The 22,939-nt window shown below is 70.0% G+C and carries 20 protein-coding genes; 9 read left to right on the top strand and 11 right to left on the bottom strand.

What is annotated here, in order from left to right:
• Window positions 1-16: 16 nt before the first annotated feature.
• From AB0M56_RS02410 to AB0M56_RS02400, 3 genes are read right to left on the bottom strand one after another with little or no spacing between them, the layout of a single operon-like run.
• Complete coding sequence (locus tag AB0M56_RS02410; protein WP_364170132.1) at window positions 17-475, bottom strand: dihydrofolate reductase; 459 nt, start codon at window positions 473-475, stop codon at window positions 17-19.
• Window positions 472-1,269, bottom strand: coding sequence for a thymidylate synthase (locus AB0M56_RS02405; RefSeq protein ID WP_364170129.1), 798 nt, complete (start codon window positions 1,267-1,269; stop codon window positions 472-474). Before AB0M56_RS02405 ends, AB0M56_RS02410 begins: the two co-directional genes overlap by 4 nt.
• A gap of 15 nt (window positions 1,270-1,284) precedes the next feature.
• Window positions 1,285-2,826 (bottom strand): APC family permease, encoded by a 1,542-nt coding sequence (locus AB0M56_RS02400; protein ID WP_364170127.1) that lies wholly within the window; start codon window positions 2,824-2,826, stop codon window positions 1,285-1,287.
• Window positions 2,827-3,161: 335 nt separating this feature from the next.
• On the opposite strand from AB0M56_RS02400, the gene AB0M56_RS02395 reads away from it, so the two are divergent.
• A complete protein-coding gene (locus tag AB0M56_RS02395; RefSeq protein ID WP_364170124.1) occupies window positions 3,162-3,659 on the top strand; it encodes an Lrp/AsnC family transcriptional regulator in 498 nt (165 codons plus the stop codon).
• Window positions 3,660-4,446: 787 nt separating this feature from the next.
• Here the strand turns inward: AB0M56_RS02395 and AB0M56_RS02390 are convergent.
• Window positions 4,447-4,950 (bottom strand): DUF6328 family protein, encoded by a 504-nt coding sequence (locus AB0M56_RS02390; protein ID WP_364170733.1) that lies wholly within the window; start codon window positions 4,948-4,950, stop codon window positions 4,447-4,449.
• A gap of 331 nt (window positions 4,951-5,281) precedes the next feature.
• Here AB0M56_RS02390 and AB0M56_RS02385 point away from each other — a divergent pair, with 331 nt between their 5' ends.
• The gene (locus tag AB0M56_RS02385; RefSeq protein ID WP_364170121.1) at window positions 5,282-5,851 is read left to right on the top strand and encodes a superoxide dismutase; all 570 of its coding nucleotides are present in this window, start codon (window positions 5,282-5,284) and stop codon (window positions 5,849-5,851) included.
• Between the two features lies 1 nt (window position 5,852).
• On the opposite strand, the gene AB0M56_RS02380 is transcribed toward AB0M56_RS02385, so the two are convergent.
• From AB0M56_RS02380 to AB0M56_RS02370, 3 genes are all read right to left on the bottom strand, one after another.
• Complete coding sequence (locus AB0M56_RS02380) at window positions 5,853-6,254, bottom strand: pyridoxamine 5'-phosphate oxidase family protein (RefSeq protein WP_364170118.1); 402 nt, start codon at window positions 6,252-6,254, stop codon at window positions 5,853-5,855.
• A gap of 60 nt (window positions 6,255-6,314) precedes the next feature.
• Window positions 6,315-8,507, bottom strand: a complete 2,193-nt coding sequence (locus AB0M56_RS02375) for a DUF2339 domain-containing protein (protein ID WP_364170116.1) — start codon at window positions 8,505-8,507, stop codon at window positions 6,315-6,317.
• A gap of 664 nt (window positions 8,508-9,171) precedes the next feature.
• The gene (locus AB0M56_RS02370) at window positions 9,172-10,122 is read right to left on the bottom strand and encodes a Gfo/Idh/MocA family oxidoreductase (RefSeq protein ID WP_364170113.1); all 951 of its coding nucleotides are present in this window, start codon (window positions 10,120-10,122) and stop codon (window positions 9,172-9,174) included.
• A 74-nt stretch (window positions 10,123-10,196) separates the two neighbouring features.
• On the opposite strand from AB0M56_RS02370, the gene AB0M56_RS02365 reads away from it, so the two are divergent.
• On the top strand, window positions 10,197-10,751 hold the full coding sequence (locus AB0M56_RS02365; RefSeq protein ID WP_364170109.1) for an isochorismatase family protein: 555 nt from the start codon (window positions 10,197-10,199) through the stop codon (window positions 10,749-10,751).
• Window positions 10,752-10,762: 11 nt separating this feature from the next.
• Here AB0M56_RS02365 and AB0M56_RS02360 read toward each other — a convergent pair whose 3' ends face one another.
• Both AB0M56_RS02360 and AB0M56_RS02355 read right to left on the bottom strand, forming a co-directional pair.
• Entirely contained in the window at window positions 10,763-11,281 is a 519-nt protein-coding gene (locus AB0M56_RS02360; protein ID WP_364170106.1) for a 3,4-dihydroxy-2-butanone-4-phosphate synthase, read from the bottom strand.
• The gene (locus AB0M56_RS02355) at window positions 11,281-12,072 is read right to left on the bottom strand and encodes an alpha/beta hydrolase (protein WP_364170104.1); all 792 of its coding nucleotides are present in this window, start codon (window positions 12,070-12,072) and stop codon (window positions 11,281-11,283) included. Before AB0M56_RS02355 ends, AB0M56_RS02360 begins: the two co-directional genes overlap by 1 nt.
• A 182-nt stretch (window positions 12,073-12,254) precedes the next feature.
• Here AB0M56_RS02355 and AB0M56_RS02350 point away from each other — a divergent pair, with 182 nt between their 5' ends.
• Window positions 12,255-15,110 carry a GAF domain-containing protein gene (locus AB0M56_RS02350; protein ID WP_364170101.1) on the top strand — a complete coding sequence of 952 codons (2,856 nt, stop codon included), beginning with the start codon at window positions 12,255-12,257 and terminating at the stop codon, window positions 15,108-15,110.
• The gene (locus tag AB0M56_RS02345) at window positions 15,107-17,056 is read left to right on the top strand and encodes a GAF domain-containing protein (protein ID WP_364170099.1); all 1,950 of its coding nucleotides are present in this window, start codon (window positions 15,107-15,109) and stop codon (window positions 17,054-17,056) included. Before AB0M56_RS02350 ends, AB0M56_RS02345 begins: the two co-directional genes overlap by 4 nt.
• Here the strand turns inward: AB0M56_RS02345 and AB0M56_RS02340 are convergent.
• Window positions 16,953-18,488 carry an AMP-binding protein gene (locus tag AB0M56_RS02340; protein WP_364170096.1) on the bottom strand — a complete coding sequence of 512 codons (1,536 nt, stop codon included), beginning with the start codon at window positions 18,486-18,488 and terminating at the stop codon, window positions 16,953-16,955. The genes AB0M56_RS02345 and AB0M56_RS02340 overlap by 104 nt on opposite strands.
• On the bottom strand, window positions 18,488-19,069 hold the full coding sequence (locus tag AB0M56_RS02335; protein ID WP_354864886.1) for an NADPH-dependent FMN reductase: 582 nt from the start codon (window positions 19,067-19,069) through the stop codon (window positions 18,488-18,490). The genes AB0M56_RS02340 and AB0M56_RS02335 overlap by 1 nt, the downstream gene beginning before the upstream one ends.
• A 151-nt stretch (window positions 19,070-19,220) precedes the next feature.
• Between AB0M56_RS02335 and AB0M56_RS02330 the strand changes: the two genes are divergently transcribed.
• The 4 genes from AB0M56_RS02330 to AB0M56_RS02315 are packed head-to-tail and all read left to right on the top strand — an operon-like array spanning window position 19,221 to window position 22,860.
• Window positions 19,221-20,018, top strand: coding sequence for an SDR family oxidoreductase (locus tag AB0M56_RS02330; RefSeq protein WP_220245006.1), 798 nt, complete (start codon window positions 19,221-19,223; stop codon window positions 20,016-20,018).
• 17 nt (window positions 20,019-20,035) lie between these two features.
• Window positions 20,036-20,809 carry an alpha/beta hydrolase gene (locus AB0M56_RS02325; protein ID WP_364170093.1) on the top strand — a complete coding sequence of 258 codons (774 nt, stop codon included), beginning with the start codon at window positions 20,036-20,038 and terminating at the stop codon, window positions 20,807-20,809.
• Between the two features lie 12 nt (window positions 20,810-20,821).
• On the top strand, window positions 20,822-21,583 hold the full coding sequence (locus tag AB0M56_RS02320) for a glucose 1-dehydrogenase (protein WP_360585563.1): 762 nt from the start codon (window positions 20,822-20,824) through the stop codon (window positions 21,581-21,583).
• A gap of 32 nt (window positions 21,584-21,615) precedes the next feature.
• Window positions 21,616-22,860, top strand: coding sequence for an LLM class flavin-dependent oxidoreductase (locus AB0M56_RS02315; protein WP_364170090.1), 1,245 nt, complete (start codon window positions 21,616-21,618; stop codon window positions 22,858-22,860).
• The last annotated feature ends 79 nt before the right edge of the window (window positions 22,861-22,939 follow it).

The raw sequence follows: 22,939 nt of genomic DNA, 5'->3' as shown, positions 1-22,939 counted from the left end.
GAGCCGGTTGCTGACCTCAGCCCCAGGTCAGCAACCGGTAGTGCAGCCCCGTCGACGACTCCTGCCACTCGCCGGCGGAGTCCGGCGGCCGCCCGACCTGGGGCGCGTATGTGTCGCCCTCGAAGTGCTCCTGGATCTCCGTGACCACGATCCGGTCCGCGAACGGCAGCGCCGCCCGGTACACCGCCTCGCCGCCCATCACCCACACGTCCCCGGACACCGCGGCGAACGCCTGCGCCAGGTCGGGGAACGTCTCGACGCCTTCCTGCGGCGTGCGCGAAAGTACGAGGTTGCGCCGGCGGGGCAACGGCCGGAACCTCGGCGGCAGCGACTCCCACGTGCGCCGGCCCATCAGCACGGTCGCGCCCGAGGTCAAAGTGCGGAAGTGCTTCAGGTCCTCCGGCAGGTGCCACGGCAACGCGCCGTCACGGCCGATGACGCCGTTGGACGACTGCGCCCATTCGACCCCGATCACACCGCCACCGGTGCCTTGATGCCGGGGTGGGGGTCGTAACCGTCGACCGAGATGTGCTCGTAGGTGTAGTCGAACAGGCTGTCGGCCGGCTTCAGGCTCAGCGTCGGGAACGGCCGCGCGTCGCGCGCGAGCTGCGTGCGGACCTGGTCGACGTGGTTGTCGTAGATGTGGCAGTCTCCGCCGGTCCACACGAAGTCGCCGACGCGCAGGCCCACCTGCTCGGCGATCATGTGGGTGAGCAGGGCGTAGCTGGCGATGTTGAACGGCACACCGAGAAACAGGTCCGCGCTGCGCTGGTAGAGCTGGCAGGACAGCTCGCCGTCGGCGACGTAGAACTGGAAGAACGCGTGGCACGGCGGCAGCGCCATGCGCGGGATGTCGGCGACGTTCCACGCGGACACGATCATGCGCCGCGAGTCGGGGTTCTCGCGCAGCGTCTTGAGCACTTCGCTGATCTGGTCGACGTGCCCGTCGTCCGGGGTCGGCCACGAGCGCCACTGGACGCCGTAGACCGGACCGAGGTCGCCTTCGGGGGAGGCCCACTCGTCCCAGATCGTGACGCCGTTGTCCTGCAGCCAGCGGACGTTCGAGTCGCCGCGCAGGAACCACAGCAGCTCGTAGGCGATCGAGCGGAAGTGGACTTTCTTGGTGGTGACCAGCGGGAAGCCGTCGGCCAGCCGGTAGCGCAGCTGGTGCCCGAAGATCGACCGCGTGCCGGTGCCGGTGCGGTCCTGCTTACGGGCGCCCGTGTCGAGCACGTGGCGGAGCAGGTCTTCGTACTGTGTGTCCGGCATGCCCACCAGCCTAAATCAGACCCCGATGGCTTCGCCGTCACGCGCCATTGACCCGCGGGGCAGGCGCCGGCCGGCGAAGAACTCGCGGCACGCGCGGTGCACGGCGAACATCAGCGGGAACCCGATCAGGATCGACACGACCCCGATCACCGCGACGCCGCCGATGCCGAACACGGTGGTCTCCCCCGCGTCCGGCTTCGCGTATTCGATGAGCGCGAGCACCAGCACGGCCAGGAAGAACACCCCGCCGACGAGCGGCAACACGCCGCGCAGGACGAAGTGGCGCAGGCTGGTCAGAAGGGTCTTGCGGAACACCCAGACGCACGCAAGTGCCGTCATCGTGTACTCGATCGCGATGGTCAGCCCGACGGCGTCGACCGAGTCCGAGAGCACGTTGTCGCTCCACACCGCGAGCAGCACGTAGAGCACGAGCGAGACGAGGCCGAACGTCCAGGTGGAGACCGACGGCGTCCGGTACTTCGGGTGTACGCGGCCGAAGACCTTGGGCAGCGCACCGTGGCTCGCCATCGACAGCGTGGTGCGCGCGGCGGGCATGATCGTCGCCTGGCTGGTGGCGGCGCCGCTGGTGAGCACGGAGACGATGAGCAGCAGGCCCATCACCTTGCCGAGCCCTGAACCGCCGAACACCGCGCCGCCGAGGCCGGCCAGCACGTCTTCGGAGTTGGCCTCGTTGCCCAGGCCGATGCCGCTCTCTCCGACACCGGCGAACGCGAGCGCGGCGACCGTGACGAGCAGGTAGTTGAGCACGAGCAGCACCGTCGAGAGCACGGCGGCGCGGCCGGGCGCGCGGCGCGGGTCGGCCGACTCCTCGTTGACCGACAGCGAGCTTTCCCAGCCCCAGTAGATGAACACGGCCAGCAGCACCGCCGACACGGCCGCGCCGACACCGACCCCGTTGGGCCACAGCCAGCTCCACTGCGGGTGGCTTGCCTGCGGACCGGCGCTGCCCTCGTAGACGCGGACGAGGGCGACGGCGGAGAAGATGATGAGCACGGCGAGCTCGATGCCCAGCAGGATCCACTGGGCGCGCGCGGACACTTCGATGCCGCGGTAGCACAGGTAGCAGAGCCCGAGCAGCCACGCGCAGCCGATGGCGGTGGCCACGGCGCGGTTGTCCGCGAGGCTGTCCGCGCCCAGCAGGAGCAGCGTGTAGCGGCCGGTGAGCGCCGACTGGCTGCTCATGACCAGCAGCTGCGCGACGGTGACCACCCAGCCCGTCATCCAGCCCGCGCGGCTGCCGAACGCGCGCGTCGCCCAGGTGAAGTTGGTGCCGCAGTCGGGTTCGGCGGTGTTGAGCTCGCGGAACGCGACGGCCACGAAGAGCACGGGGATGAACGACAGAAGGATGAACGCGGCGGCCTTGAAGCCGGCGCCCGCGAGCACGATGAACCCGAGCGTCGCGGCGATCGAGTACGCCGGGGCCGTCGACGACATCCCGATCACCGTCGCCGACACCATGCCCAGAGCCCCTGTCCGGAGCCCTTTGGCCGGCACGGCCGGGGCGGGGTGCGCGCCGAGCGCGACGGCTTCGGGCATGACCGGTCCTCCTTACGCGGGGGTGGGATTTTGGTCGGACCCTCCAGGCCTTCGTTAGGCCTTCCGGGTCTTTTTCGTTCTTTCGGGGCCCTTCTGGGCCATTCACAGCCGCCAGACGGTACCGGGTAGGGGCTCGGGCCCGGCACTCCGTGTGCGCCGTCGCACATCCGCACACCGAAAACCTCACCTCCACGGCGCCTTGGCCACTGATTTCGGCGTCGTCGTCAGCCTGGTCGGCGAATCGCGTGAATCCCGAAACAAACTCCTGTTCGGGCGCGAGGGCAGATACGCTGCGCGCCTAAGGAATCACATGCCGAAACACAGGGAGGGACGGCATGGGTGACGGAAACCGTACGAAGGTCGAGGAGCTGCGCGCGCCGAAGGCGTTGGACGGCACAGACAGAACCTTGATCGCCCTGCTCCAGAACGACGGCCGTGCCTCGTTCACCGCATTGGCCAAAGCAGTCGGACTCTCCGAGGGCGCCGTGCGCCAGCGGGTCCAACGCCTGCTGCGCGACGACATGATGCAGATCGTCGCCGTGACGGCCCCCGAAAACGTCGACTTGACCCGCCAGGCCATGATCGGCGTCACCGTAAGCGGCGACGCGCGCGAGGTCGCCAACCGCCTGTCGGACCTCGCCGACGTCCACCAGGTGGTCCTCTGCGCCGGCCGCTTCGATCTCCTGGCGTCGCTTCTCTGCCGTGACGACGAGCACCTGCTGGCCGTCCTGGGAGACCAGGTACGCCCCATCCCCGGGGTGACCTCCACGGAGCTGTTCGTGTACCTGAAGCTGGCCAAGCAGAACTACGCGTGGGGCAACCTGACTGTGTGAGGTTTTTCGCCGCGTTTCTCGGATGAGGCCGGGTCCCCGCCTCAGTTCCGAGCTTTTCGCCGCTGTGACTGGGTGTTTGAGGTGGGCTTCCTACTCCGGTCTCTTGCTTCTGGTTTGGGTGCGTGCCTTTTCTCTTTATCCCCCAGCCCTTCCCCAATCACCGCGCAGCCCCCGCCTTCCCGGGCAGGGTTCCGGCAAAGTCGTTGTGATGTTCGCGCCGACCCGATGGGCACGCTGCGGCCGGGATGCATGGCGTTGAGGTCGCGTTAGTGCGATGGGTCCCTCTCAAGCTCGCAGGTTGTGCGAACGGTCCCCTTGCGCTCGCAGGTTGTACGAACGGTCCCCTTGCGCTCGCAAGCTGGTGCGAAGGGTCCCCTCGTACCGGCTCGGCGGCGGGACCTATCGCGCGTGCATGCTGCGGCGCCGACGATCCGGTCGCGCCGATTCGCGACGCGAGCAGGCTGGGCGGCGGTCCCGTCGCGCTCGCCTGCGGCCCAAGCAGCTCGGTCGCGCCTGATCGTGACCGCGAGCAGCCAGTGGCAGCGTGGCAGTGGCAGTGGCAGTGGCCCCGCCGCACCCGCAGTGGCACAAGCGGTCCTGCCGCGACGCGACCACTCTCGCGAGTTGTTCCGGTATCCCGCTGTAACCCCGTGCCAGCCGTCCCCGCAAGCCCGGCGCCCGCAACGTCTCGCCGCGCCGCCCCGCCCCGCCCCGCCCCGCCAACACCAGAGCGCCACAACAGCAGGCCAGCGGTCCGGCCGGCCCGCGGGCACGGCTCGTCGGCCGGTCAGCCCTGCCGGTCGCGCTCTGGCCGCAGCGGGTTGGCGGGGATCGGGTCGTCCTTGGGGAGGCGGAAGGGGACGACGAACCACAGCAAGCCGAACAGCAGGACCGTGAAGCTGCCCGCGGCGATGAAAGCGGCGGTGCCGTAGACGACCTTCGCGATGAGGGCGACCGTCAGCGTGACCGCCCCGGCTAGGCACCCGAAGCCGGCGAGCACGACGCGGTTGCCGACGCGCAGGATCTCGTCGCGGCGGCCCGTGCGGAACAGCAGCCGGTGCCACGCCGCGGGCGCGGTGAGCAGCGCCGTGGCGGCGACCGCCAGCAGCACCGCGACCAGGTGCAGCACCTTCTCGAGCCCACTGGCCGCCTGGAACCGGTCCGTGAACACCACCGCCAGCAGGAACCCGAACAGGATTTGCACCCCGGCCTGCGCGACACGCAGCTCCTGAAGCAGCTCGCCGACGTTGCGCTGCAGCTTCTGGTTGCGCGTCTCCCCGGTGTGCTCCACGTCGCGGTTGTCGATGACCCCGTCGGCCTCCACCGGCGGTGCACCGTCGGTGGTCGAACCGAGGCCGGCCCCACGGCGGAATTCGGCTCCTGCGGGGTCTGCGGTGGACGGGTTGGCTCGGCGCTGCTCGTCGGCGTCAGTCATCGGATGGACTCCAAGCTCGGCTTCGTGCCAAAACACTAAGCCCGACCGCCAGGCCCCGCCCTCCCCTCGAACCTGGCCGACCGGCCCCGTGAAGGTTTCACCCGATGCTGCCCACGACGGGGGAACTGCTCACACGTTCGGGTGGCGCCCATGGCGTCGCAGTCCGCGCGCTGGCTAGAGAGTGACCATGCGAATCGCTTCCACACTCCTTTCCGCTGCTCTCGTCGCCGGCTTGGCCGGCCTCTCCGGCGCCACCGCCGAAGCGGCAACCCCGGTGCATTTCACCTCCGCGCACGGCACCTTCACCGGGTACGCCCCCGGCGCCCCCGCCGTGACCTACCGCACCGACCTCGTCCCGGGCGGCGCGCAGGCCCACGTGTTCGGCACGTCCGCACGCGCCACCGGCGCCACCACCGTGCTCGTGTTCACCGGCCTGCTGCCGAACCACCAGTACGGCGCCCACGCCCACGCGAACGCATGCGGCCCCACCGGTGACGACGCCGGCCCGCACTTCCAGCACACGCCGGACCCGGTCAAGCCATCGGTCGACCCCGCCTACGCGAACCCGCGCAACGAGATCTGGCTCGACTTCACCACCGACCGCTTCGGCACGGGCCACGCCAAGTCCACTGTGGACTGGAAGTTCGACTCACGACGCGCGCACTCCGTGGTGATCCACGAAACCCACACGCACACCGACCCCGGTCACGCCGGCACCGCGGGCGCCCGGCTGGCCTGCCTGGACGTCGGCTTCTGAACTAGAACCCCCAGGAGCGCTCCGGGACGATACGGACGCGCACCGAGAACGACGCGTCGAACGCGGCCGCGGCTGCGTATCCGACGCCGACGTAGGACGGCTCGTACTTGTCGAGGTAGCCCGGCGCTTCGGAGGGTTTTCCCTCGTCGACGTGAGCGCGGCCGTTGACGACGAGGATGCTTCCGCCGTTTTCGTCGCTGTTGAGGTGAAAGCTCACCTCCGGGCTGCCGGCGATGTGGCGGAGCTTGGAGGTGTCGGGCTGGCTGAACACCAGGATGTCGTCGCCGTCGAGGACGAACCACACCGGACGCGGTGCCGGGCGCCCCCTCGGCGTGATGGTGGTCAGCCAGCCCACGGGCTCGCCGGCGCGCTTGATCAGGTTCGGGTCGGGTGTGTACGGCATCTTCGATCTCCCCTCGGAAGTGGTGAGTTCAAGAGAACCACAACCCACCGACAGTTTCCGCTAGCGCGAGGCGACCATCCGCGCATATCGGCTCCCTGCAAGCAAAAGAACCAGACCGGCGCCGAGAAATGCACCCACTCGGGCGAGCCCGTCGAGCGCCGCGAGGTCGAACAGCACCAGCTTCGCGACCGCGGCGGCGACCAGCACCAGACCCACCACGCGAAGCGCGACGACAGCGATACCGCGGAGAAGCAGGACGAGGGCGGCGACCGTCCAGGAGACGGTGATCAACGCGTGGCCCACCAGGAAACCGGACCGGCCGGGAACCGCGAGGAGCGCCGCGCACAGGACCAGACCGGCTGCGCCGTAGAGGGCCGCGAGACCGCCGGGAAGCCACGGAAAAAGCTTACTGGGCTTGAGGATTTCGAGACGCACAGCGGCCCAGGTCATCGCGATCGCGGCACCCAGCATGAGCGCGGCCGCGGCGAGTGCGCCGAGCAGATCCGCAGTCGCGTGCGAACTCGGGACGACGAGCAGCGCCGGCGTCACGTCCACGACGATCGCGACAAGCCCGCCGATCACCGCGAAAGCCAGCGAACCCCCGAGCACGAAACGGTTCTTCGTGTAGCGAGCGGCGAACGCGAGCGCCACCGCTTCGCCGAGCAACACCGCACCCCCGTCGAATTCCGTGACAGTGGCTTGCAAAGCGGCAACCAGACCGGCGACACCCGCGACGGTGCCGGCTTGGCCACGCACGAGCGGCCATGTCGCGACAAGGACAACCGCCACCGCGCCCGTCAAAAGCGCGGCCTGTGTCTTCGGAAGCACCACCGCGGCGGCCAACACGGGCAGCGGCGCGATGGCGAGTACGGCCAGCAGGGTCGGATCATTTTTCTTGCGGCGCAACATGATCATCGAAATCGCGGCGCTCACGAAGCCGGCGGCCGCCGCGACGCCGGTGTTCTGCGTGTGCAACGCGGTGCCGATCAGCGACGCTGTCAAGGGCGGAATTGCCGAAGTGAGCGAAAGGGACCACCACGACCGTCGCAACTGGACGGGCACCGTCGCGATCTGGATGATGAGCAAGAAGGTCACGAGTTCCGGCGTGAAGCCCTGGGTGATCACGGGTGCGCACACGCCGCACGCGACAACAACGGAACTGGCGAGCAGAGGGGAATCCCACATGACGGCGAGCAACAGCCCACCCACCGCGGTCACGAGCCCGACGGCGAGGCCCGCGGGGATGGGCAGGAACTCGTACAGGGAGGTGGCGGCTATCTCGTCTAGGTAGAGCGTCGCGATCCCTGTCGCGGCAAGGGCGAACGCACCGGTGCGCGCGGCCGGCTTGCGATGCAGCCACGCCCCCGCGCCGACGAGCGCCGCACCGAACACGGCCCCCACGAGTACCCGCGGCAACGGTCCCAGCCACCCGCGCTGCACCGCGAGCACCAGCAGCAGCACGACACCCAGCAACGTCACGGCCCCACCGACCCACGCGAGCAACCGCGACCCGGCGCCCTCCTTACCGAGCCGCTCGCTCAGCGTGGGCGACGGGGTGTAGGGCGGGAAGGGGTTGGTGTCGGGGTAGGGCCGCTGCGCGTACGGCTGGGGCGCGGGCGGCATCGGGTAGGTGTAAGGGCCGGGGTAGGGCTGGTAGGCGGGGCCGTACGGCGAGTACGGCTGAGAGCCGGCCTGGGGGTGCATTGGCTGCGGGCCCGCCTGGACCGGCTGGTGTGGTCCGGCTTGGTAGGTCGGCTGCGGACCCGCCTGGGCCGACTGGTCCGGCCCGGCTTGCTGCATCGACGGCGGAGCCGCCTGGGGTGACTGGTCTGGCCCGACTTGGTGGGTCAGCTGCGGAGCTGCCTGGAGCGACCCCGGGGGTGAGGCAGTCTGAGCCTGCGACTGCTCGCCGCCGGGCTGCTGCGGACTGGGCTGCGCTTGTGCGGCCGGCAGCGGGGTGGCGTGCGGCGGCGCAGCGGCCGGCGAAGGCTGCGCCTGCCCGGGCTGGCTCGGGTCCTGGACCGCAGCGGGCTGCTGCGTCTCGGCGGGCGTCACCGGCCGGCCCGGCGGCACTGGCGGCTGAGAGACGGATTTGACAAGCGGGTTGACCGCCCCACCCTGCTGAGCCGGGTCCGGGGTCGACGTGCCGGGCGCCGCGGCGGAGCGGAGTTCGGTGCCGACGGCGGCGATGTGCCGGCCGAGGTCGTCGAGGGCGTCGGCGAGGCGGTGCAGCGTGGCGGCGTCCGTGGTCATGCGGTCAGGGTCGGGGATGGGTGGTGGTGATCGGATCCGTAGCACTACTCAACCCCGGACACGGGACGGTTGCGATCACCTCGGGCCAGTCTTCGCGACGAAGGCCCGGCGACGAGGAGTGGCGTGGACAATCAGCTGCTGAACGATGTCGCCGAGCCGGCCGAGGTGCACCGACCGCACGAACCGGGCTCGGCGACGTTCCTCCGGACGCACCACGAACGGCTCGCACACGCGCAGACCCCGCTCGAACGGCGGCGCACGCTGAGGTCGTCGCTCGGGCTGTTCTGCGGCGCGGCGGGGAGCTTCAACGACCTATCCCTCCACGACCACGGCGACCTTCTGCCCGAGAACGCGCATGGAGGAACTGCGGGCCGCCGTCGCGCGGCAGGCCGGCGAGGAGCTGGACCACCGCTGAGGCGCGGCCAGCGCCTCAAACCTGGGCGAGGTTCCCGCGCAGGTCACCGTCCGCTCCCCGGCTGGCGGGGAGCGGCCGTGCGCTCCGCGGCTGAAGCGAAGTCGCAGCACCGGTCGCCCCGGCGTTCCTCGGTTGGCAGCCGAGTCCCGAACACAGGCCGCCACACGTCGCGCCCTGCATCGGGGTTCTGCGGGGCCATCCGCAACCCTCCCGAGCTTTGGATAGCGCCCGATACAGGAGACCGGACCGTCAGCCGGCTTGAGCGATCACCTCGTCCATCGTCGCCATGATCGAGATGGTCTCGTCGAGCGGCATCAGTGGGCTTTCCAGCGCGCCGGCCGCGAGGAGGCGGGCGACCTCGTCGGCCTGGTGGCGGAGACCACGGCCGGGGTCGGCGTGGGTGTGGCGGACGGGGGTGCCGCCGCGCGGGATGACGGTGAAGGAGGCCGGGGCGTAGAAGGCGCCTTCGATGTCCAGGCGGGCGTCGGTGCCGACGATGGAGGCCGTGGTGGGTGAGGCGGCGCGGAGGGTGCAGTTGAGGACCGCGTGGGCGCCGCTGTCGTAGCCGAAGAGCATGGACGTCTGGGCGTCGACGCCGGTGAACGCCGGCGAAACGATCGAGGCCACGCCCGACGGCGTCCCGAGGATCATCGACGCGAACGAAACCGGGTAGACGCCCAGATCGAGCAGCGCGCCGCCGCCGAGGGACGGGGCGAAGAGGCGGAAGTCGGCGTCCTCGGCGAACCACTGGCCGTGGTCGGCGGAGACGGTGACGATGTCGCCGAGCTCCGGGAGCAGGCTGCGGACGTGGTGGATGTGCGGCAGGAAGCGCGTCCACATCGCTTCCATCAGGAACAGTCCGCGTTCGCGCGCGAAGGAGACCAGCGAACGGGCCTCGTCGGCGTTCATGGTGAACGGCTTCTCCACCAGCACCGGCTTGCCTGCGGCCAGCGCGAGCATGGCGTTGTCGTGGTGCATCGGGTGTGGGGTGGCTACGTACACGACGTCGACGTCCGGGTCCTGCGCAAGCGCCTTGTAGCTGCCGTGGCGGGTGGGGATGCCGAGACGGTCGGCGAACGCGTCGGCGCTCTCCTGGCTGCGCGAGCCGACGGCGGCGATCACGCCGGAATCGGTGAGCTTCAAATCCTCCGCGAAGGCGCCGGCGATGCCGCCCGTACCCATGATTCCCCAGCGCAGCATGCGTCCTCCACGTTTTGGCCCGAAACTGTCGGACCCAAGACTTACCATCGACCCACCCGAACGGAGGAGGCGCCATGACCACACTCGTCAACCGCCCGAAGACCGGCCTGCTCGTGATCGACGTGCAGAACGGCGTGGTCGACCACGCCCACGAGCGCGACAAGGTCGTCGCCAACATCGGCGTGCTCGTCGACAAAGCCCGCGTCGCCGACGTCGACGTGGTGTGGGTGCAGCACAACAGCGACCAGATGCGGCGTGACAGCGAGAAGTGGCAGTACGTGCCGGAGCTCGTCCGGCGGGACTCGGAAGCGTTGGTCCAGAAGACCTACGCCGACTCGTTCGAGGAAACCGACCTCGAGTCAGTGCTGGCCGAGCGCGGGATCGGGCGCCTGTTCGTCTCGGGGGCGCAGACGGACGAGTGCATCCGCTCGACCCTCCACGGCGCCATCGCGCGCGGCTACGACGCCACCCTCATCGGCGACGCGCACACCACCGAAGACCTCTCGGAGTACGGCGCGCCGACGCCCGACAAGGTCATCGCACACACGAACCTGTACTGGAGCTACCACACGGCGCCCGGCCGGAAGGCCGGCACGGTGACCACCGAGGAGGTCAACTTCACAGCCTGACCTTTGCGAAGTCAGAACACCTCCACTGCCGAGAACCTCGGCAGGCCGGCGAGTGCCGGCTCCTCGCCCTCGACCACGGCCAGCACGGCCGCCGCGGCGAGGCCGGCTCGACGGCACAGTTCCACGGCCGCTTCCGCCACGCCCGTGCAGCCGGGGCGGGCCAGGATCGGAACGACGTGGCCGGGCCGGGTGAGGTCGGTCCACGTCGTGGTCCGGACCGCGAGGGTTCGCGCGGTCAGGGCACGGTCGTGGGCGGAGATGCCCGTGGTGGTGCCGCCGGCGGCGTCCACGGAGACGGCGAACGGCGGGCAGTCGGTGTCGTCGGCGGGGAGCAGCGGGATGCGCAGGGCGCGCAGCCGCTCGCGCGGGAGGGCGACGCAGGCGAAACCGCTGGTATAGCGGATGAGGAAGGCCATCGACGCGGTGGTCACCAGCTCGGCCGAGAGGACCAGGCAGTCGTCGAGCAGCACCGGTTCGCCGCGGCCCAGGGCCGCGAGCGCTCCGACGTCCAGATCGGCGGCGAGGCTCATCAGCTCAGGTAGTCCGTGATCGCGGCGAGGGTGTCGTCCGGGTACTCCAGGAGCATGGCGTGGCCTCCGCGCGGCAGGACCCGTAGCGAAGCGTTCGGCAGCAGCGAAGCCATTTCCACGGACTGCGACACAGGCGTCAGGACGTCTTCGGCGCCGGCGAGCACGAGGGTTGGGGTCAGAGCCGAAGGCAGGTCCGGGCGGGAGTCGTAGCCGCGCAGGCCCGCGGCTTGCGCTTCGAAGCCCTCCAGCGACGTCGGGTACGGGTCGTCCGCCGCCAGTTTCGCCTGGGCGGCAAGGGTTTCGTGGTCCGACAACACGCGGGCGGTGAAGGCCCAGGCCATGCCGATCACGCCGACAGCCAGCGGGTCCACGTCGGCACGGCGGAGGGCGAGGCCGGCGTCGAGCCAGGCGTGCTGGATGGGTGTGTACGACGGGAAACCGTTGAGCAGCACGGCTTTCGACAGGACCGAACCGTGGTGGATCAGCATCGACTGCAGCACCGACGCGCCGAGTGACCAGCCCACGGCGGCGACCGGACCGAGGTCCAGGAACTGCACCAGCGCGGCCGCGTCGTCGGCCAGCATGTCCACCGCGTACGGACCCGGGGGCACCGCACTGCGGCCGACGCCCCGGTTGTCGAAGGTGATCACGGTGAACCGGCGGCTCAGTTCGGGCACCGCGCCCGCCCACGCGCTCGAGTTGGCGCCGAGGCCGGCGATGAGCAGCAGCGGCGGGCCTTCGCCTGCGGTGTCGTAGTGGAGGGTCACGCCGTTCACGGTCGCTGTCGCCAAGGGGCACCGTCCTCTCGAAGACACGAGCATCCGGCCGCGTCGGGTCGCGCGACAACGGGAGGGTGTACACGAGCCGCACGTCGGACGTGGGTGAACGCACACGCACTGCGCCATCCAGCGGCTTTTGGTCGACGGGGCCTCACATCTGTGGTCAAGATGTCAACAGGCACCGAGGAGACGAGATGGACACCAACGGCGGTGTGACCACCACGGAACGGGATCTGGCCAGGCTGCTGCACCTGCTCGCCGACGAAACCGGCGCGACGGGCGAGTTCGACCGGCTCGGCGAGGACCTGGCGGGCGAGGGTGATGGGGAGCTCGTCGCCCTCACACTGACCAGGGCCGCGCGCATCCGCGGGCTGCTCGCCGACCGCAAGCGCCGCGAGCGGGAGATGCAGGCGCTGCTGGACACGGCCAGTGACCTCGCCTCGGTGAGGGAGGTGGACGCCGCGCTCGACGCGATCGTCGCCCGCGCGCGACGGTTGCTCGGCACAGACGCGGCGTACATGGCGCTCGTCGATCCGGAGACGGGCGACGCGTACATGCGCGTCACGCTCGGCACGATCACGCGGCCCATCGAATCGCTGCGCCAGCCGCCCGGCTACGGCGTCGGCGGCTGGGTCGCGCAGGAAGGCCGCCCGTTCGCCACCGCCAACTACCTGCGCGACGACCGGATCCGCCGCAAGCACTCCGTCGCGTCGGCCGTGGCGGAGGACGGGATCGTGAGCATCCTCGGCGTCCCGATGCGCGTAGGTGCGGAAGTGATCGGCGTTCTGTTCGGAGCCAACCGCGACGAGCGAACATTCGCACAATCCGAGATCGATCTGCTGGGCTCGCTGGCGGATCACGCAGCGATCGTGTTGGAAAACGCACGCCTCTTCGCAGCCACGAAAGCGACCGCCGAAGAGCTGACCGTCGCCAACGACCAGCTCGCCCGCCACAACAAAGCCCTCGAACAGGCAGCGACGGCCCACGAACAGCTGATGGCGATGGTCCTGCGCCGCGCCGACTTGGCCGAGCTGGTGGCGGCCGTCGCGGAGACGCTCGACGGTGCCGTCCTCGCGGCCGAGCCCGACGGAACACCGCTGGCGAAGGCCGGTCCGGCTGAATTGCTGGATCGGCTGCCAGACCTACCACCTGACGACCCCGGGGCCACCCGCGCACGGGATCTACGTCCGAGCGCACGGAGGGTGCCTTCGCGCGCCACCGAACCCGGCAGGACACCCCCGGCGAACGCCGATCCCTCGGAGCCGTTGGACAGGCCGCCGGACCTGCCACCCAACAGCCCCGGCCCCGCCCGCACACGGGACCCCCGACCAAGCGCGGGGAGGGCGCCTTCGCGCACCAACCAACCCGGCAGGACACCCCCGGCGAACGCCAGTCCCGCGGAGCTGCCGGACCTGCCAGCCGACAGCCCCAGCACCGCCCGCGCACAGCACCCCCGACCAAGCGTCCGAAGGGTGCCTTCGCGCACCAACCAACCCGACGGGATGCCCCTGGCGAACGCCGATCGGCTGGAACCGTCACAGCCGGAATCCGCGCCCCTCCACCGCCGCGGCCAGGGCGCGCGCTTGACCGCGCCCGCCGTCAAAGCCGACGACAAAGCCGACGGCACACCGCCGACGAACATCGGATCTCCGGAACCGCCCCGGACGGAATCCGCACCCGGCGAAGACCGGAGCCGGAACGCGCGGACGACGCCCGTGCGCGCCGCCGAAGTCGGCTGGGCGCCGGTGGTGGAGACCAGCGTGCCGAAGCCGGCCGCCCAGCCGCCTGCCGAGCCGGGAACCGGCCGGGTCCGCGAGCGGGACCGCAACGCGCGGAAGGGGACCGTACTCGCCGCGGAAGCCGTTGGAATGCCCCTGATGGAGAACGGCCTGATGGAGAACGGCCTGGCGGATCCGGCTGAGCCGTCGGGGGAACCCGCAACCGAGCGGGGCCGGCGCGCGACCGGGCGCGCCGACGAGCCCGACCAGACCGGCGAGCCCGATGAACTCGAGAAGGCCGGGCTGCCTGAGCGTCAGGCCAACGAGCCCGATGAACCCGCCAAGGCCGGGCCGTCTGAGTGGTCGGCCGGCGAACCCGGGCCCGGGCGGGTGCGGGACTTGGGCCGGCGCGCCTGGACGGTGCCCGTGCGGGCCGGCAGTGAGACGTTCGGGCATCTGGTGTTCGCGGGGCGGGTTGAGCCGTTGGACACCGACAAGCGGATCCTCGAGCGGTCGGCGCAGACGGCGGCCCTGTTGTTGCTGGTCGAACGTCAGATGTCCGCTGCCGAACAGCAGGTGCGCGGGCAGGTGGTGGATGAGTTACTTGCCGAACGTGAGCCGGATTGGGTGGCGTTGCGCAGGCGCGCGAAGGTGTCCGGCGCGATCGACTTTTCCGTGCGGCAGACGGTTCTCGTGTTGTCCGCGACAGGCACCACGAGGAGACGTCTGCTGAGAGCCGCCGCCGATTACGTGCGGGCGCACGGCGGTGTGGCGACCGAGCACGGAGGGCACGTCGTGTTGCTGGTGCCTTGCACCGACGCGACGGCAGCCGTGCGATCTGCGAGAAAGCACCTCGAGCGCGCGACCGGCGGCACCGTCACCGCCGGTGTGGCGGGACCCGCCGCGACCGCGCCCGTCGTGCGGAGCCTGCACCGGGAAGCCGAGCGCTGCCACCGGTTGCTCGTCGCGCTCGGGCGAGCGGGCACCGCCGCCAGCCTGGCGGACCTCGGTGTGCTCGGCCTGGTGCTCGACGGCGCCTCGCGCGAACACGTCCGCCGGCTCGTCAAGGACAGCGCGGGCCCGATCCTGGCCTACGACACCGAACACGGCTCCCTGCTCGCCGAAACCCTCGACGGCTACTTCGCCGCCGGCGAGAACCCGCGCGCCGCCGCGCGCCGGCTGCAGGTGCACGCCAACACCGTCTACCAGCGCCTCGACCGCGTCGACCAAGTGCTCGGGCATCGCCGTTGGCGTGAGCCCGCGGGCGCGCTCACGCTGCGCATCGCCCTGCAACTCCGGCGCGTAATCGACCAGATCCCGGTGGTGTCATGACAGCGGAAGCGCTCATCACGTCCACAATAGACACTCCGGCCGAAGTCCTCGCCCACCTCACCTTCCTGCTCGCCGAAGAGGCGCCTGCCACTGATTTCGAAACCGTCGAGGCACACGTCCGGCAGCTTCCCGAAGGAGACCGGAAGAACCTTTTGCGGCAAGCGATCGCGGACGCACGCACCGTCCGCGGCATCCTCGCCCGCAGGGCGCAGCGCGAACGCGAAACCCAAGCCCTGTACGAAACCGCGCGCGACCTGACCTCGCTGCGAGACGTCGACGAGGTGCTCAGCGCCATCGTCGAACGCGTCCGCCGCTTGCTGGCCACCGACTCCACCTACATCGCCCTCATCGACGACGACACCGGCGACGCCTACATGCGCGTCACCTCGGGCACGGTCACCGCGCCGATCCGCTCGGTGCGCCAACGGCCCGGCTCTGGCGTCGGCGGCCGCGTGATCGCGACCGGACGTCCGTTCGCCACCACCAATTACCTCACCGACCCGCGCATCTGCCGCGAAACGCAGGTGGCGAGCGCCGTCGGGGAAGACGGCGTGGTGAGCATCGCCGGTGTGCCGATGAAACTGGGACATCGGGTGATCGGTGCGTTGTTCGCAGCCGATCGTCACGAGCGAACATTCGATCAACAAGACATCGCTTTGTTGACCTCGCTCGCGCACCACGCGTCGGTGGTGATCGACAACGCGCGGCTGTTCGGCCAGCTCGGCAGCACCACCGAAGAGCTGCGTGAAACCCACGCGCAAATGTCCGAACAACGCCACGCGCTCGAGCTCGCCGGCACCGCCCACGAGCTCCTGATGCCGCTCGCACTCGCAGGCGCCGACCTCGGCGAAGTGGCCGACACGATGGCGCGGCTGCTCGACGGCACCGTCGCCCTCGAGACGGGCACCGACCGCGTCGCCGCCACCGCGCCCGGCGGGATCCCGGTCGAGGCCGTGTTCCGCACCGGCACCGTCGTCCCGCTGCGCGCCGGCGGCGAGACGCACGGGCGGCTGTACTTCGGCCGAACCCAGCCGTTGACCGAAACCGAACTCGGCACCCTCGAACGCGCGGCACAAACCGCGACACTCCTGGTACTTCTCGAACGCCAGACGGCAACAGTCGAACAAGATCTGCGCCACGAGCTGGTGGAAGACCTCCTCGGCGAACGCGAACCCGACTGGGACTCCATCACGCGGTGTGCGAAAAGGTTCACCGTCCTGGTGGAAAACGAACCTCACGTGATCGTGGTGGTATCAGGAGATGCGCCAGAACTCACCACCGCAGCCGAATGCGCCGCCGGCCGGCGCGGCGGCCTCGCGAGCGAAGTGAACGGTCACCTCGTCCTGATCCTTCCCGGGTACGACGCCGGCGCCATCGCCCGGGCCGTCGCGGCCGAACTCGACGCGAGAACCCCCGTCACCGCCGGAGCCGCCGGCCCGGCCCACGACCTCCCGGCGCTGCGCACCACCCACCACCAAGCCCTGCGCTGCCACCGCCTTTTACTTGCCCTCGGCCGAAAAGGCAGCGGCGCCGGCCTCGACGAGCTGGGCGTCGTCGGCGTAGTCCTCGGCAACGTCGGCCCCGACCAACTACACCGCGTCGTCCGCCAGGCCCTGGGACCGCTGCTCGACTACGACGCCGAACACCGCTCGTCCCTGCTGGCCACCGTCGAGTGCTACTTCGACCGCGGCCAGAGCCCACCCGCCGCGGCCCGCGCGCTCGGCATCCACGTCAACACGCTCTACCAGCGCCTCGAACGCATCGACCACGTGCTCGACGGGGCCGGCTGGCGCGACCCCGAAAACACCCTCGACCTGCAGGTCGCCCTACAGCTCTACCGGCTCATGCCGGGCCCCGCCGCGCCCGCTCCCGCAACACGAACTTCTGCACCTTCCCCGTCGACGTCTTCGGCAGCTCACCGAACTGCACCGACTTCGGCGCCTTGAACCGCGCCAGCCGCGACCGCACGTGGGCCACGATCTCCTCCTCCGTCGCCGACGAGCCCGCGTGCAGCGTCACGTACGCCGCCGGCACCTCGCCCCAGTGCTCGTGCGGCGCGGCGACCACCGCGACCTCCAGCACGGCCGGGTGGTCCACGATCGCCTGCTCCACCTCGACGGACGCGATGTTCTCGCCACCGGAGATGATCACGTCCTTGCTGCGGTCGCGCAGTTCCACATACCCGTCGGGATGCAGAACACCCAGGTCACCGGTGCGGAACCACCCGTCGGGCGCCGCCGCGCGCGTGGCCTCGGGGTCTTTGAAGTAGCCGAGCATCACGTTGTTGCCCCGCAACGCGATCTCGCCGACCGTCACTCCGTCGGCGGGCACGTCCACCCCGTCGGCGCCGATCACCCGTACGACGCAGGTGATCATGTTCCCCACGCCCTGCCGTGCCTTCATCCGTGACTGCGCCGCCGCGTCGAGCTCGTTCCACTCCGGACGCCAGTCGCAGATCATCGCCGGTCCGAAGGTTTCCGTGAGTCCGTACAGGTGCGTCACATCGAACCCCAGCTCGCCCATGCGCCGCAGGATCGCCGGCGACGGTGGGGCGCCACCGGTCGCCACGCGCACCGTCGGAGTGACCGGTGCGGCTTCTGGTGCGTAAGCCAACATCGACAACACCGTGGGTGCGCCGTTGAGGTGGGTGACGCCCTCCTCGCGGATCAGCCGCCACACCTCGGCGGGCTCGACCTTCGGCAGGCACACGTGTGTCGCCGCGGCCGCCGTGACGGCCCAGGGGAAACACCAGCCGTTGCAGTGGAACATCGGCAGTGTCCACAAATGCACAGAAGATGGTGACAATCCCACGTGCCCCACCATCGTCAACGCCTGCAAGTACGCGCCGCGGTGGTGGTACACCACGCCTTTCGGCCGACCGGTGGTGCCGGACGTGTAGTTGATCGACAGCACGGCCCGCTCGTCGTCGGGCGTCAACGCCAGCGGGGCAGCGGCCGCGAGCAACGCCTCGTACTCGTCCCCGGCCCGGATCCGCCGCACCCCGCTGACACTTGACATCACCTCATCCACCAGCGGGTCGAACACCGGATCGTGCACCAGCACCGAAGCCTCGGAATGCTCGAGGATGTACGCGATCTCGCGCGCCGACAGCCGCGTGTTCACCGCCACCAGCGGCACTCCCGCCCACGGCACGCCGAAGTTGGCCTCCAGCAACACGTGCGTGTTCGGCGCGAGCACCGCCACCGGACGCCCACCGGCCAACGGCGCCAGCGCCCCCGCCAGCCGACGACACCGGTCGTGCAGCTGCGCGTACGTCCACCGAGAAGCGCCGTCCACCACCGCGGCCCGAGACCCGTGCGCCGCCGCCGCGCGGTCCAGATAGGACAGTGGCGTCAGCGGCTCGAACGAGAGCTCCATCAGGCGACCCGCGCCGCGGCGACGAGACCCGCGAACCGCACCACCTCGTCGGCCACCAGGTGCAGCTGCTGCACCACACGCGGCTGGTCACAGGCACCGTCGGCGAACTGCGTCTCCAGCGAGTTCACCACCGCGCCGTACGGCGTGACCCAGCCGCGCAACGCGTGCACCACCGAGCGCAACGCGCCCAGCGTCGTCACCCCCGCCTGCCACCCGTGCGCCGCTACGACCAGCCCGACCGCCCGGTCGGCGAGGTACGACAACGGGTCCTCACGCATGTCCTCCACGTAGTCCAGAGCGTTCTTGACCAGCCCCGACATCGACCCGTGGTAGCCGGGCGAGGCGATGATCACCCCGTCGGCCCGGCGCAGGTGGTCGACGAGCTCGCGCGCCACCGCACCGCCGTCGCCGCCCGGCGCGTACATCGGCAGCTGGGCCAACGAAGCCCCGGCGAACGCGTGCGTGGTCGCGCCCAGCTCTTGCGCGTGCCGCAACGCGATCCGCAGCGACTGCTCACTCGACGATCCGGGACGCACGGTGCCCCCGAGGCCCACGACGTGCAGCTGTCCAGCTCGTTCCACGATCAACCACCCGTCACTCGCGCTGACTTGGCCACCTCATCGTCAGCGGGAGCCCGGCGCCGCGGCAATGGGAATCCGCACATGCCGCGGGCCGGCAGCGCGCACGAACTTCCGTTGTCGCACCCGCGTGCCACAGGTCACAGTCGAGCGCATGGTCATGGCACTGGAGAACAAGATCGCCGTCGTCACGGGCGGCGCGAGCGGCATCGGCCGGGCCACCGCGGTGCGCTTCGCGCGCGAGGGCGCACACGTGGTGATCGGCGACGTGCAAGATGCGAGCGAAACCTTACGGCTGGTGGAAGAAATCGGCCAAAAGGCTGTGTACAAACGAACAGACACCACCAGCGAAGCCGACTGCGACGCCCTCGTCGCCGCGGCGGTGGCCGAGTTCGGCCGGGTCGACGTCGGCGTGGCGGCCGCGGGCATCGCGACCGCGGCGGGGATGAGCAACGTCGAGACCCGCGCGCAGAACGGCGACGCGACGCACGTGGTGAACCTGGCGACGGAGGCGTTCCGGCGGGTCCTGGACGTCAACGTGCTGGGCGTGATGATGACCGACCGCGCGCTCGCCCGGCAAATGCTCGAGCAGGGTGACGGGGGTTCGATCATCAACATCGCCTCGAGCGCGGCGAAGATCCCGCTCGCCGGCGCGGCGCCCTACTGCACGTCGAAAGCCGGCGTCTGGATGCTCACCAAGGTCCTCGGCCTCGAGCTCGCCACCACCGGCGTCCGCGTGAACGCCGTGGGACCCGGCTACACGGCCACGCCGATGATCGCCGGCATCGAGGACAACGAGGCGGCCTACTCCTCGGCGATGAGCATCACGCCGATGAACCGCCTCGGCACCGCCGACGAGCAGGCGAACGCGGTGCTGTGGCTCGCGTCCGCCGAATCGTCGTTCGTCACCGGCCAGATGCTGCACCCGGCGGGCGGCCAGTTCACCGACTGAGGAATGGAGGTTCCCGCATGACAACGCTGGACATCGCAGGCATCGGGCGGTTCGAGGTCGACCTCTGGGAGGACGGCAGCGGGTCGCCCCTGCTGTACCTGCACGGGTACGAGCGCCACCCCGGCGGCGCCGGCTTCCTGAAGCGGCTTGCCGAGTCCCGGCGGGTGCTCGCGCCCGAGCTGCCGGGCTACGGCAAGTCGACCGGGTTCGAGCACTTCACCGACGTGCTCGACGTCGCCCTGTTCCACCGCGAACTGGTCCGTTCCTGGGGACTGGAGCAGGTGGACGTTGTCGGGCACTCGCTCGGCGGGATGTTCGCAGCCGAACTCGCCGTGATCGCTCCCCAACTCGTACGGCGGCTCGTGCTGGTGGATCCGTTCGGAATCTGGCTCGACGACCAGCCTTCGCTCGACCCGTTCGGCGCGGCCGCCGACGTGAAGGCCGCCAAGTGGCACGCCGGTCCGCCCGAGCAGGAGCCGACGAACTTCGTGCCCGACCCCGAAGACCCCCACGCGGGGATCCTGTTCTCCGCCGGCAACCTCGGCTCGGCCACGAAGTTCATGTGGCCCATCGCCGACCGAGGCCTGCGGCGCCGGCTCCCGCTGATCTCCGCGCCGACGCTCGTGGTCAACGGCGCGTCCGACGGCCTCGTCACCACCGCGTACGCCGAGGAGTTCGCGCGGCTCGTGCCCGACGCCAAGGTCACCGTGATCGACGAGGCCGGGCACTACCCGATGGTCGAGCAGGAAGACGAGTTCGTGTCCGTGGTCACCGCTTTCCTGGATTCCTGAGAGGACGTCGAAATGGGCAGGGTAGACGGCAAGGTCGCACTGGTCACCGGGGGCGCGGCGGGCATCGGCCGCGAGACCGCCTACACGCTCGCGCGTGAAGGCGCGACCGTGGTGGTCGCGGACATCAACGAGGACGGCGCCAAGCTCGTGGCCGAGAAGATCGGCGACGCGGCGAGCGCCGTGCGATTCGACGCCACAGATCAGCAGTCCATTGAGGACATGGTCGCCGCGGTGATCGAACGCCATGGCCGCGTGGACGTGATCCACAACAACGCCGCGCTCGTGGGTCCCGACGCGTGGTTCGGCGACACCACGGTGATCGACACGGACATCGCGCTGTGGGACCGGGCGTTCGCCACGAACGTACGGAGCATTTTCCTGGTGTGCAAATTCGCACTTCCGCACATGGTCGAGGCCGGCCGGGGCGGTTCGATTGTGAACATGGCATCGATCGGCGGGTTGCGCGGGAGCGCCGGGCTCACTGCGTACGGCACCACCAAGGCGGCCGTTGTCGGGCTGACGCGGTACATCGCGGCGCAGCACGGACGTCAGGGCATCCGCTGCAACGCGATCGCCCCGGGCGTGATCCAGACCCAGCAGCTGCTCGACGCTGTGCCCGATCTCCCGGAGAAGTCGCTGGCCGGCACCGCGTCGCCGCGCGCCGGGCTGCCGTCGGACATCGCGAACATGGTGCTGTACCTGGCTTCCGACGAGTCGGCGTTCGTCAACGGCGAGACCTACCGCGTCGACGGCGGATCCATGGCAGCGGGCTGAACCCCCAACTCCTTCGAAAGGCAGGTACGCACGTGAAGTTCCACTGGTTCGCGCAGCAGTACTACACCAAGCTTCCCGACGACTACGGCCGCACCGTGCACAGCTCATGGGTCACGCCGCCGGCGTCGGTGGCCGACCCGTCGCAGGTGCACGAGGATTACCACACCTACCTGCGCCTGATGCAACAGGCCGACGGCCTCGGCTGGGACTCCCTGTTGTTGAACGAACACCACCAAACATCACTCGCGATGACACCGTCGCCCAACTTGATCGCCGCCATCCTCGCCGGGACCACGCAGAACTCCGCGATCGCGCTGTGCGGCAACTCGCTGGCGCTGTACAACCCGCCAGTGCGAGTGGCCGAGGAGATCGCGATGCTCGACACCATCTCCGGTGGCCGCATCATCGCCGGCATGGTGTTCGGCACCCCGATGGACACGGCCTTCTCCTACGGCGTGCCGCCCATCGAGCTCCGCGACCGCTTCCACGAAGCCCGGGACCTCATAACCCGCGCGCGGAAGGCCGAGGAACCGTTCCCCTTCAACGGGAAGTACACCAAGCTGCGCTACGTCAACACGTGGCCGCGGCCGGTGCAGGACGAGATACCCGTGTGGATCCCGGGCAGCGGCAGCGTGGAGACGTGGGACGTGGTCAACGCCTTCAACTACTGCTACGGCTACCTCTCCTTCAGCGGCAAGCAGAGCGCCGAGCCGATCGTGAAGGGCTTCTGGGACTACACCGAGCAGCAGGGCGCCGACACGAACCCGAACCGCATGGCGTTCACGCAGATCATCTGCTGCGCCGACAGCGACGCCGAGGCCGAGCGGCTCTACGGCGACGCCGTGAAGTACTTCTACCGCCAAAACCCCACAGCGCTGGAATTCGCGACACCGCCGGGCTACAACTCGCTGCCGTCGATCCGGGCCAACCTCACGCGGGCGCGCACGATGTCCAATGAGGAACGCATGAAGGCTCAGAACGGCGAACTGTCCTTCTGGGAGTACGACGAGCTGGGCTACATCATCGCCGGCACGCCGGAGCGGGTGGAGCAGCGCGTGCGCGACCTTGTGACAGACCTGCGGATCGGCCAGCTCATCACGTGCATGCACGTGGGCAACCTGCCCGAAGAGGTCGCGGCGATGAACAACCAGCTGTTCGGCACTCAGGTGATCCCGAAGCTGCGAGACATCTGGGCCGGCATCGAGGACCGCTGGACGCCCAAGGTGAGCCAGCAGCGGATCGCGGAACGCTTCCCCTCCGCGGTCACCGCGGGCTGAACCGCCGAAGGGGCTTCCCCCGCAGTGCGGGGAAGCCCCTTCTTCAGCTCGTGTGCGTCAGGACACCGGATCGGTGGTC

Source organism: Amycolatopsis sp. NPDC051372 (genome assembly GCF_040682095.1).
In the GTDB taxonomy this organism is placed as follows: Bacteria; Actinomycetota; Actinomycetes; order Mycobacteriales; family Pseudonocardiaceae; genus Amycolatopsis.
This window is presented reverse-complemented; position numbering and strand designations above follow the sequence as displayed.

Excerpts from the sequence above, each read along its gene's own strand:
- AB0M56_RS02320 (WP_360585563.1), top strand. The coding sequence starts at position 20,822 with ATGGGCAGGGTAGACGGCAAGGTCGCACTGGTCACCGGGGGCGCGGCG.
- AB0M56_RS02375 (WP_364170116.1), bottom strand. The coding sequence starts at position 8,507 with ATGACCACGGACGCCGCCACGCTGCACCGCCTCGCCGACGCCCTCGAC.
- AB0M56_RS02325 (WP_364170093.1), top strand. The coding sequence starts at position 20,036 with ATGACAACGCTGGACATCGCAGGCATCGGGCGGTTCGAGGTCGACCTC.
- AB0M56_RS02370 (WP_364170113.1), bottom strand. The coding sequence starts at position 10,122 with ATGCTGCGCTGGGGAATCATGGGTACGGGCGGCATCGCCGGCGCCTTC.
- AB0M56_RS02405 (WP_364170129.1), bottom strand. The coding sequence starts at position 1,269 with ATGCCGGACACACAGTACGAAGACCTGCTCCGCCACGTGCTCGACACG.
- AB0M56_RS02365 (WP_364170109.1), top strand. The coding sequence starts at position 10,197 with ATGACCACACTCGTCAACCGCCCGAAGACCGGCCTGCTCGTGATCGAC.
- AB0M56_RS02380 (WP_364170118.1), bottom strand. The coding sequence starts at position 6,254 with ATGCCGTACACACCCGACCCGAACCTGATCAAGCGCGCCGGCGAGCCC.
- AB0M56_RS02330 (WP_220245006.1), top strand. The coding sequence starts at position 19,221 with ATGGTCATGGCACTGGAGAACAAGATCGCCGTCGTCACGGGCGGCGCG.
- AB0M56_RS02360 (WP_364170106.1), bottom strand. The coding sequence starts at position 11,281 with ATGAGCCTCGCCGCCGATCTGGACGTCGGAGCGCTCGCGGCCCTGGGC.
- AB0M56_RS02400 (WP_364170127.1), bottom strand. The coding sequence starts at position 2,826 with ATGCCCGAAGCCGTCGCGCTCGGCGCGCACCCCGCCCCGGCCGTGCCG.
- AB0M56_RS02385 (WP_364170121.1), top strand. The coding sequence starts at position 5,282 with ATGCGAATCGCTTCCACACTCCTTTCCGCTGCTCTCGTCGCCGGCTTG.
- AB0M56_RS02345 (WP_364170099.1), top strand. The coding sequence starts at position 15,107 with ATGACAGCGGAAGCGCTCATCACGTCCACAATAGACACTCCGGCCGAA.
- AB0M56_RS02340 (WP_364170096.1), bottom strand. The coding sequence starts at position 18,488 with ATGGAGCTCTCGTTCGAGCCGCTGACGCCACTGTCCTATCTGGACCGC.
- AB0M56_RS02395 (WP_364170124.1), top strand. The coding sequence starts at position 3,162 with ATGGGTGACGGAAACCGTACGAAGGTCGAGGAGCTGCGCGCGCCGAAG.
- AB0M56_RS02350 (WP_364170101.1), top strand. The coding sequence starts at position 12,255 with ATGGACACCAACGGCGGTGTGACCACCACGGAACGGGATCTGGCCAGG.